Raw genomic sequence first — 9,361 nt, forward strand, 5'->3', positions numbered from 1 at the left:
ATTGAAAGTGTCTACATGAACGCCCCCCTTTGCGCCAGGTCTCCAAGGTGTTGACGAACAGGATGGGCTGCAGCTCTACATTCGTACATGGACTCCCGCCTATGAGCAAGATCGGTTCGCACTTTGAAGGTCATGACTGCGTCCGTACATTCGGCTTTTAATGTGCTTGCTGCCGCACGAGCCATCATGGAAATTTGCGCGCTTGCTCCTCATCGGCCTTGTGGCTTCGTACAGCAGCCGTCGGATGTATCAGGATCTGCAAGCGCCGGTCCGACCGGTTCGCCATGCTTGCCGCTTCTTGCGCAATCGTGAAAGAAATAAAACCGTACTCTGCTGCTCGCTGGGTGTTACGCCACCCTGAAACTATCATTGCTTGTCAATATTGCCCACGCGATACGTGCTGTCTTGTTCGCCAGAGCGATCGCCGCGACGCTCACGTGGCGACGTTGCATGACTGCCTTGATCCAGCGACTGTGTCGATCATCGTGGCGTTTCACGAAGTGCATCACCGCACGGGCGCCCTGTACGAAGAGGGTACGGAGATACGTGTCGCCTCGCTTTGTGATGCCGCCAAGCTTGGTTTTGCCGCCACTGGACCTTTGCATCGGCGTCAGCCCCAACCAAGCTGCAAACTGTCGACCATTTTTGAACTGTGCCGGATCACCGACGCTGCTCACGATCGCGGTCGCGATTACCGGTCCGATACCGGGGACAGTGGCAAGCCGCTGGCAAGCTTCATTGCGTTTGAAGACTTCAGCAAGCTCGGCAGCGAGTTTATCGAGCCATTGCTGCAAAGCCTCCAGTTGCTCGAGATACATGGATCCAAGGCGCCTCAGCACGGATGTTATCCGGGCATCTGGGTCGTTGACTAACGCAACCACGCCATTTCGCAGCTGCGAAATCCCTACCGGGAAAACCACACCCTCTTCGGCAAACATGCTCCGGATCTGATTCGATTTCGCTGTTCGCTCCTGGATGAGCCGTTCGCGCATTCGATGAACTGACTGCAGCGATTGCTGTTGAGCACTCTTGATCGCAACGAAATGGATGCCTGGGCGTGTCACCGCCGCGCAGATCGCCGCCGCGTCATTCGCGTCGTTCTTGCCACCCACGAGAAACGGCTTCACGTACTGAGTCGGTAGCAATCGCACGGTATGTCCCAACAACGTGAGCTCACGAGCCCAGTAATGGGATCCATGACACGCCTCGATACCAATTAGACTGGATTCCAGTTTTGCGAAGAACTTCAACACGTCAGGTCGCCGAAGTTTCCGCTGAATAACTGTTTTTCCATGGCGGTCGACGCCATGCACCTGAAAGACATTTTTCGCGATATCCAGACCGACGGTAAGCGTAGGCATGACGTTCTCCCGGGAAGTGGCGTCGTCCAGTTTCGCCCCAGAGGGGGCGGGAGTCCATACCATCAGCCTTGTTGCAGCCTGATTCGCTGCGGGCCCCTATGAAATCCGCAGACTCACGCCTCATTCACCGCGCGAGCTTGTTAAGCTCAGACACTTTTTCAGGCTTTGTGAGTCCCAGGTCCTACCTGTCTTGTCATCACACTCGAATGCCGCCGCAACTTTTGACGTTCCATCCCTTTCGGTACAACCTGCGCCAGAGCAGAGAAATCAGGCTGCTTTAACGCTTTCGTAGTTCATCCGGTAAGGCCGTTGATGCGCCAGCATTGCCCAGATTATTCGGGCAAGCTTGTTAGCCATCGCCACGATGACTACGTTTAACGGACGCCGCTCTTTCATCTGCACTACCCATGGACCTGGCTCCTTCACGCGATAGACAATGCTCCTAGCGCCGTGGACGAGCAAAGTCCTGAGATAGGTGTCACCTCGCTTACTTATTCCCTGCAGCTCGACTTTTCCTCCAGAACCCGTCTGTTTCGGTACGAGACCGAGCCACGCAGCGAACTCGCGGCCGGATCTGAACGCTTTGGCATGCCCCATCGTAGCCACCGCAGCGGTTGCTGTTAGCACACCTACGCCCGGAATTGCCGAAATTGCTTTAGCAGACTGGTCATCCTTCATCCACACGTGCAAACGGCGCTCGATCTGACAGATCTGCCGGTCCAGGTTATCCAGACCCTTCCATTGTTCACGCAACGTCTCGATCAAGATCGCTGGCAAGCGTCGCGACAACCTTTCCAGAACTCCCACGATCGATTTGTCCAACGCCGCCCGACCGACGCCCATCACCTCGCCGTATTCAGTGAGCAATCCACGGAGGCTGTTGATCTGCATCGTTCGGAACTTCACTAGTTGCTGCCGCATACGATGCAATGCGAGCACTGCCTGCTGGGCCTCGGTCTTTACAGCGACTTCCTTGCTCGCTATCTGCGCCGCCATCCAGATGGCGCGTGCATCGGCCGCGTCGTTCTTGTTTCGGATGTTGAACGCCTTGACGAATTTCGCTGGCATCAACTTCACCTGGTGGCCCATTTCGATCAAACGCCGCGCCCAGTGTTGGGATCCGCTGCAGGATTCCATCCCGATGAGACAAGGCTTGCGATTCGCGAAATATTCGAGAAACGCAGCTCGCTTGATAGGTCTGTTCACGATCTCGCCGGTTTCCGGATCCACCCAATGCACCTGCATTACGTTCTTTGCGATGTCCACACCCACGATCGTATGCGTCATGATGGATCCTCCGGCAGAGTTGACCAATATGAACACCGAATTCTATTCCGTAGCGGCCGCCGGCCATTGACGTGCTGCCGACGCGACACATCGCGATGGGTGGGAGGCGTTCATATCATTCATCCAAGGTCGCGCTTTGCCGCGCGCCGTCGCACTGTGACAGTGACAGATTTATTGCGGTCTACGGTACGCGAAATCGAGGCATGGTCAACCAATTCATGCGCAGCTTTGCCGTGCGTCAGGCGCACGCGTCGCGGTCCATGCTGCTGATGGCACCCGGCTGGGTGCGTACCGAATTGGGCGGGCCCGAAGGGCGATTGTCGATCGAGGAAAGCGTTCCAGGCGTCGTGGATGTGCTTCTGGCCAAGCTGGGGCGTCCTGGCCTTGAGTATCTGGATTATCGTGGCCGGACCGTTCGATGGTAACGGTTGCAGTTTTGGCTAAGCGCCACAATCAGGCGCTCATCGCGCTCGCTCGACGACGCTGCGACGTGCTGTTCGCCATGCTGCGCGACGGTACCCTCTACCAACCAAAATCCGGCCCTACCGCTTGACGAATCACATAGGGGCCCCCCCTTTATCAAGGGCCGGCTCGCGGCGCTGCGGCACACTCGGCGCCGCCTAGCTAGCGCCGTCCGAGATGGGGGTCAGCAAGCATCTGATTAGAAAGAATATTTATATCGGGGCGAAACGCAAAGCCTCACCAGGTCTCGCGCAGGCTAACCGGAAAATTGCGCGAATATCAAAGGGATACCTGCCTCGAAGTTCGCGTCAGCTCGCGCTCCACCAGCAGGCGTCGGAACTTCAGCAGCATGGTGGCATCGGGTACGTTCTCGCGCGCCAGGTCGGTGCCCGCGAACGCGCGCATCGCGATACTGTCGTACAGCGCTTCCTCAAGGCCTTCGTCTGACAAGCCGTACCACTGTTGAAGAAAGTAGATCCGCAGCATCGGCTCCAGCCCGGCCGGCCGGCGCCCCCGTTCGCCTTTCGGGTAGTACGGCCCGATCGCCGACAGCAAGCGCAGACGCCTGGTCACTCGCTTCTTGCCCAGGCTTTCTGCTTCTGCAAAACCGATCTGCCACTTCATGATCGTGGGACCGTTCCGTGAGCCTCTATCTGCAACGTCCTCGGCCTCTTCAGCGATGCTCGTCGAGCAGAATTGATCCGTGTTTCCTTAGCGGAATTTCGACTCGGCCCTATTATGAATGTCGAGTATCTCCGGATTCCGTTTCCGGCTCAAAAATTACGAAAATCACCCCTATTTCTTACAGAATATACGCGGTCAATTTTATCGTCATAAATTAATAATGCCATCCCGCATTGCCTTCCGTTGTTGGAGGTCGTAGAATGAACGGGACCTTAGTTGTACCGAGTTGTTCCATATTATATGCCCGGCGTTCGGCCGGGCTTTTTTTGGAACATTCGTTAGGCGTGGCAAGCTCACGCTGTAAAGTTCACAACGTGGAGTACGTCCCGACAGGTGATTGCAGCAAGACGAAGTCGAACTTCTGCAATAGCTTAAATATTGGAACAGCGGTGGCCACATACAAGGAACTGCTCGCGCAACGTGAGCAACTGGACGCAGAAATTGCTCGAAGAAGATCGCAGGAGCGGATTGCGGTTATAGCAGAGATACTACGGAAAATTGCCGACTACCACGTTGATCTGCACGACCTTTCTGGCGGCACACTTGGAGGCGCCGCGAAAGGGCGAAAGGACACGGCACGTCCTGCAAAGTATCGGGATCCGCGCTCTGGGAAGGAATGGTCAGGTCGAGGGAAACCGCCTAACTGGATTAGATACGCCGAAGATCGAAAGAAATTCGAAGTAAAGACGTAAAGTGAGGAATTTTGCTGGCTCAATTTTCGTCAGCCTGACGTTGGCGTGTCTCTTTGCGGCGATTTTTCTTCGGTTTTATTCCCGGTTGCCGTGGACATGGCGCTTGGCTTCGGCAATTGCCGCGTTATCTTTCGCCAGCGTAGCTTTGGTTGGCCTGAACCTTTCGATCAGTGTATTTTGACGGCAATGAGCTCCTTAATTGGCCCGATATCGAGTTTCGCACTGGCGAGCTCCTTGCGCAGCCGGCTGTTCTCTGCCTCCAGCTCGCTGATCGGGCGCGTAACACGTACAGCGCTCACATCACGACTACTCGTCTCGACACCCCCTTCGGAACCGCGGCTACGCCGGCTCCAGTTCCCTAACGTCGCCACGGGCACCCCGAGCCTGCGCGCAGCTTCATGCTGCCCGACTGTTTCGGCAAGCCGGATAGCCTCACCCTTGAACTCGTTCGTGTATTGCAGCTTCGGCACTGACTTCTCTGACATGCAATCCTCCGTACAAACAGGATCTATGGTCCCCTCCGTTTTTGCAACCCTGACTTGATTTTGTGGTTGGCCTGCTCGAATCTATTCGGCGTCTTTAATGAGGAAACTTCCTCGCGCCACGATGAGAGTCGCACCCAACGATCCTAAGAAATTAATCGGCCTTGGGGCCTATCCTGTTTTCAGGTTATTCGTCGGGTCGGATTGCCGTTCACGTCATCAAACTTCAGTCGTCGCAAAACCAGGTGGGCATGTCGCTAGAACAAAATTCACTGTTGGCACGGAGTCACGAGTCAGGGGAACACGATTACGCCATGCACGTTGAACATGGTGATGCGTTGCGACCGCCCATGCAGTACGCGCCAGCTTGTTCGCAAGCGCACAGGCCACGACGTTCGAGTGTCGTCGTGTGAGCATGCCCCGCACCCAATCCGCCATTGACCCGCTGCGTCGGTCCAGTCGTCGCATATACGCTCTTGCCATTGCACCAGCAAGCGTCGCAAATTCTTGTCTCCTCGCTTACTGATTCCCAAGAGGGTACTCCTTCCCCCAGTGAGGTTCCCTCGGTTTTTCGCCTTCCAGAGGCCCCGGGTTATGCAGCCGCATCCCTTGTCCGCTGAGCCTCAAGCCAGTCTTGCATGAACTGGGTTGGCGACATGAAGCCGAGCGATGAATGACGACGACTACGGTTATAAAACACTTCGATGTATTCGAACAAGTCCGCGACGGCTTCGCGGTGCGTGCGATACCTCGTGCCATGCACGCGCTCGTTCTTCAGGCTGTTGAAGAAGCTTTCCGTCGGCGCGTTATCCCAGCAACTGCCTTTGCGGCTCATCGAGCAGCGCATGCAGTACGTATTCAGTTTGTGTTGATTTGCACGGAATCCTGACCCACCGGGGATGCGGACAAAATCTTGGACTACTTTGGAGGTAGTCCATGTATTCATACGCAGACCGCGTTCGGGCGGCCGAGCTGTACCTGAAACTCGGGAAGCGCATCAAGGCGACAATCCGCCAGTTGGGTTACCCGACGAAGAATTCTCTCAAGGCGTGGTGCGCGGAATTCGAGAAGTGTGGCGATCTGCAGAGAGAGTACGTTCGCGTAAAGCCGAAGTACTCCGAAGAACAGAAGAACTCAGCACTCGAGCACTACGTCAATCACGGGCGCTGCTTCAGTTTCACGCTCAGGGCATTAGGCTATCCCTGTCGCCAGATACTGACGGCGTGGGTTCGCGAGCGCTATCCGGAAACAAAGAAACGCGTGATTGGCAAGGCAGGCCGAGCGGCCGTGTCATTGGCTTCCAGGCAGGTCGCGGTGTACGAACTGTGTACACGGTGTCAACGTCGGACTTAATTTCCTCAGAATCGTCGAAGTAAATTTCCCCACCCTGTGTATTTGCGGTGATCAGCCGCTGAATGGATCAGGTGAGCTCTTTCGGGGGCGACCCGGGCGTCGGTTAGCAGGTTCGACCGGTGCCGGGTTTAGGGCGGATGGTCGGTTGCGCAGGTGGTCAGGCAGGAGATCGGCATGCTCCCGCAGCCGGTACGACGAACCTTCAATCTGGACAACAATCGCGTGATGCAGCAACCTGTCGAGCAGCGCCGCTGCGACGACGGTGTCGCCGAAGACCTCGCCCCATTCGCCGAAGCTGCGATTGGACGTGAGGACGATGGCGCAGCGCTCGTAACACGCGTTGACGAGCTGGAAGAACAAGTTGCCCCCGTTGGAGCCGATCGGCAGATAGCCGATCTCGTCAACGATGAGCAGACTGTTGCGCGCAAGAAAGCGCACACGCTGGGCGAGGTTGCCTTCGCGTTCGGCCTTCGCCATCGAATTGACGATTTCTGCCAGTGAGCCGAAGTACACGCTCTTGCCCGCACGCACCGCTTCGACACCTAGCGCAATGGAGAGGTGTGATTTGCCAGTTCCTGGCGGCCCGAGGAAGTGGACCGTCTGGCGTCGTTCGATGAACTCAAGTTGCGCAAGCGTCATGATGCGATCGCGATCGAGACTCGGCTGGAAGCTGAAGTCATATCCGGCGAGCGTCTTGACGGTGCCCAGCCTCGCTGTCTGCAGCGCCATGCGGATGCGCCGCGTCTCGCGCGTCGTGAACTCCTCGCCCAGCAACGTCTCCAGCACTTCGAGCATCGAGCTGTCGCCCTGTTCGAAACGCTTCAAGGTGGCATCCAGCGCTTCAAGCGCACGCGGCATACGCAAGCCAACGAGGTAACGCTGTATCCGTTCGACGGTTGAGGTTGGAACGCTGTTCATGCGCGCCTCCCGGCATCAGCCAGACGCCTGGCCACCTGATCGTAAAACGACAGCGGCCGACGTCCGACACCGGTCGTGCCCGACGATACGTCGCACGCCGCCTGCTGCCTGCGCTGGCCCGCGCTCCGATGGCCAGGCAGCAACGATGTTCGTCGCCGGCCTTCCAGCACGGGGTGCACTGCGAGCAGTTCGCCGTCCTCGTAGATGCGGATCTCGTGAGCCAGACTATGGACGTCGAGCGTGCGCCTGCGGGTGCGATCGGGCACGCTATAGTAGTTGCCGCCGACCGAGACCAGACCTTCGTGGCTCACGCGCCGCTCGAGTCTGATGACGCCATTGAAGACGCCGGCAGGCAACTCCTGGAGCGCGGGGCGTTCCTCCCGGAAGTGTTGCATGACAACGCGATGCGTCGTGCCGTGTACTCGTGAGTTGGCCACCGTGTCGAGCCAGTTGCGCAACTGGCGGTTCAGATCGGCGAGATTCTGGAATCGTCGTGCGAGAAAGAAGTCCTGCCGGATATAGCGATAGGGGCGTTCGACCTTGCCCTTGGTCTTGGCGCGATACGCCTTGCACGCACGCGGAGCGAAACCATAGTGCTGTGCAAACGCGACCAGCTTCGCGTTGTAGACGATGTGCTTCTCGACTTCGCCCAGCACCGCTGCCTTCATGCGGTCGTACAGCACTTCGCGTGGCACACCACCAATGTGCTCGAACGCTTCCATGTGGCAGCGCAGGACGGTCTGCAGGTCCTGATGTTCGACGAAACGCCCCCACAGATAGCGGCTGTGCCCGAGCACAATCGAGAACAACCAGATTGAGCGTCGCTGCCCCGGTACATCGTCGAACTCAACATTGAAGTGTGCGAAGTCTACCTGCGCCTGGTGGCCAGCGGGAGTCTCAAAGCGCACCTCGAAGCCACGCTGTCGCGGTGGCCGGACTTCCCGAACCAGGTCGCCCAGCGCTGTTCGACCGCCCGCGTAACCCATGGCGTGAATCTCCCGCAGCAGCCGCTCGATACTGAGGTCCGGATACTCACGGACACGCTCGGTCACATAATGAACGAACGGGTCGATGACGCAGGGTCGCGGTGCACGTGGACCGTAACACGGCGCCTGCATACCACCCTTGATGTATTTGCGAATGGTCTTGCGGTCCATACCCAGTCGAGCGGCGATGGCCGAGATACTCAGCCCCTGCCGGTGCAATTCCAGAATCGTCATAACCTCTCCCAGTTCGATCACCGACACCCCCTCGACGGATCCGTAGTGGGATATGGTCGGTGATCGGGAGAGCGCCGCCGCTTACGCGGCGGCGCCAGACAAAAACTGGGGAAAATTACTTCGACGAAAATGAGGAGTATCTATCCGACGCTGACACACGGGAAGGAAGTGCACAGGCGGTGGCGCAAAAGCTGGACGTCGACAGGGTGTCGCTGTACAACTGGAAGAACCAGTTACTCGGCCGGGAGGCCCCTGCATCCATGAAACGCGACAAGGGATCCCCCGCAGAGACGGATCGGGACGAACTGGAGCGGCAGGTCGAAGGGCTCCGGCGCGACATTCGCAAGCTGCAGCTTGAACACGACCTGTTGAAGAAGGCGAATGAACTCGTAAAAAAAGACCTGGGCGTCGACCTGCCACTCCTGAGCAACCGGGAGAAAACGACGCTGGTTGACGCCCTGAGAGAAGAATACGGTTTGACTGAGCTACTTGCGCGGTTGGACCTCGCGCGCAGCTCCTATTTTTATCATCGGTCGCCCATACGGGTTGCCGACAAATATGCGGCATTGTCAAGTTGGCGGCTGTGGGCAACTGTGCGTCACGCGCGTAGTTATCCTTAACAGATAACGGTCTCGCTTGCGGCGGAAAGAGTCCAAGCGCGCCATGTGCCGAGGCGTTCTTGAAGTATGGCACGATGACGTGCAGCGTTCATCTGATGCCTTGGAAGCGCGAAGTGCTGACGGATCGGGCCGAAGCATGAAAGAAAAGCCTGCGTGCGACGCGCATCGCGAAAGCCACACATCTGGCGTTCGCGCCTACGGGTTGGCTGGTGGCTGTTCTCGGCGCGGTTATTTGCCCGTGCGGCCGCTTTGACGAACACGTGCTTCACCCGAGCAAGCTCA

General features: G+C 57.6%; 5 protein-coding genes and 8 pseudogenes. 4 read left to right on the top strand and 9 right to left on the bottom strand.

Translation table 11 applies throughout. The features are described from left to right. Positions 1 to 347 precede the first annotated feature (347 nt). Both BMY06_RS37745 and BMY06_RS37750 read right to left on the bottom strand, forming a co-directional pair. Positions 348 to 1,361 carry an IS110 family RNA-guided transposase gene (locus tag BMY06_RS37745; protein WP_074987893.1) on the bottom strand — a complete coding sequence of 338 codons (1,014 nt, stop codon included), beginning with the start codon at positions 1,359 to 1,361 and terminating at the stop codon, positions 348 to 350. A gap of 267 nt (positions 1,362 to 1,628) precedes the next feature. After that, positions 1,629 to 2,648, bottom strand: a complete 1,020-nt coding sequence (locus BMY06_RS37750) for an IS110 family RNA-guided transposase (RefSeq protein WP_074987887.1) — start codon at positions 2,646 to 2,648, stop codon at positions 1,629 to 1,631. A gap of 206 nt (positions 2,649 to 2,854) precedes the next feature. Here BMY06_RS37750 and BMY06_RS37755 point away from each other — a divergent pair. After that, a pseudogene (locus tag BMY06_RS37755) lies at positions 2,855 to 3,073 on the top strand (3-oxoacyl-ACP reductase); the annotation flags it as partial. A 340-nt stretch (positions 3,074 to 3,413) separates the two neighbouring features. Here BMY06_RS37755 and BMY06_RS37765 read toward each other — a convergent pair. Beyond that, positions 3,414 to 3,734, bottom strand: a pseudogene (locus BMY06_RS37765) (transposase); the annotation flags it as partial. A gap of 260 nt (positions 3,735 to 3,994) precedes the next feature. Between BMY06_RS37765 and BMY06_RS40430 the strand changes: the two are divergent. Further along, on the top strand, positions 3,995 to 4,486 hold the full coding sequence (locus BMY06_RS40430; RefSeq protein WP_244144470.1) for an H-NS histone family protein: 492 nt from the start codon (positions 3,995 to 3,997) through the stop codon (positions 4,484 to 4,486). Positions 4,487 to 4,662: 176 nt separating this feature from the next. Here BMY06_RS40430 and BMY06_RS37775 read toward each other — a convergent pair. The 3 pseudogenes from BMY06_RS37775 to BMY06_RS37785 all read right to left on the bottom strand — a co-directional run. Beyond that, positions 4,663 to 4,971, bottom strand: a pseudogene (locus tag BMY06_RS37775) (transposase); the annotation flags it as partial. Between the two features lie 327 nt (positions 4,972 to 5,298). Then, a pseudogene (locus BMY06_RS37780) lies at positions 5,299 to 5,522 on the bottom strand (transposase); the annotation flags it as partial. A gap of 38 nt (positions 5,523 to 5,560) precedes the next feature. Beyond that, positions 5,561 to 5,839: pseudogene (locus BMY06_RS37785) on the bottom strand (IS3 family transposase); the annotation flags it as partial. Positions 5,840 to 5,904: 65 nt separating this feature from the next. On the opposite strand from BMY06_RS37785, the pseudogene BMY06_RS37790 reads away from it, so the two are divergent. Beyond that, positions 5,905 to 6,303: pseudogene (locus BMY06_RS37790) on the top strand (IS3 family transposase); the annotation flags it as partial. A 69-nt stretch (positions 6,304 to 6,372) separates the two neighbouring features. Here BMY06_RS37790 and istB read toward each other — a convergent pair. Next, positions 6,373 to 7,239, bottom strand: a complete 867-nt coding sequence (gene istB / locus BMY06_RS37795) for an IS21-like element helper ATPase IstB (RefSeq protein WP_074987891.1) — start codon at positions 7,237 to 7,239, stop codon at positions 6,373 to 6,375. Next, on the bottom strand, positions 7,236 to 8,459 hold the full coding sequence (istA, locus tag BMY06_RS37800; protein ID WP_074987892.1) for an IS21 family transposase: 1,224 nt from the start codon (positions 8,457 to 8,459) through the stop codon (positions 7,236 to 7,238). The genes istB and istA overlap by 4 nt, the downstream gene beginning before the upstream one ends. 155 nt (positions 8,460 to 8,614) lie before the next feature. Here istA and BMY06_RS37805 point away from each other — a divergent pair. Beyond that, positions 8,615 to 9,022, top strand: a pseudogene (locus tag BMY06_RS37805) (transposase); the annotation flags it as partial. Positions 9,023 to 9,075: 53 nt separating this feature from the next. On the opposite strand, the pseudogene BMY06_RS37810 reads toward BMY06_RS37805, so the two are convergent. Next, positions 9,076 to 9,361: pseudogene (locus BMY06_RS37810) on the bottom strand (IS6 family transposase); the annotation flags it as partial.

The organism is Paraburkholderia tropica (assembly GCF_900109265.1).
Classification (GTDB): domain Bacteria; phylum Pseudomonadota; class Gammaproteobacteria; order Burkholderiales; family Burkholderiaceae; genus Paraburkholderia; species Paraburkholderia tropica.

What these genes read in the sequence shown, in the direction of transcription:
- BMY06_RS37745 (WP_074987893.1), bottom strand. Translation starts at nt 1,361, where the DNA reads ATGCCTACGCTTACCGTCGGTCTGGATATCGCGAAAAATGTCTTTCAG.
- BMY06_RS37750 (WP_074987887.1), bottom strand. Translation starts at nt 2,648, where the DNA reads ATGACGCATACGATCGTGGGTGTGGACATCGCAAAGAACGTAATGCAG.
- BMY06_RS40430 (WP_244144470.1), top strand. Translation starts at nt 3,995, where the DNA reads ATGAACGGGACCTTAGTTGTACCGAGTTGTTCCATATTATATGCCCGG.
- istB (WP_074987891.1), bottom strand. Translation starts at nt 7,239, where the DNA reads ATGAACAGCGTTCCAACCTCAACCGTCGAACGGATACAGCGTTACCTC.
- istA (WP_074987892.1), bottom strand. Translation starts at nt 8,459, where the DNA reads ATGACGATTCTGGAATTGCACCGGCAGGGGCTGAGTATCTCGGCCATC.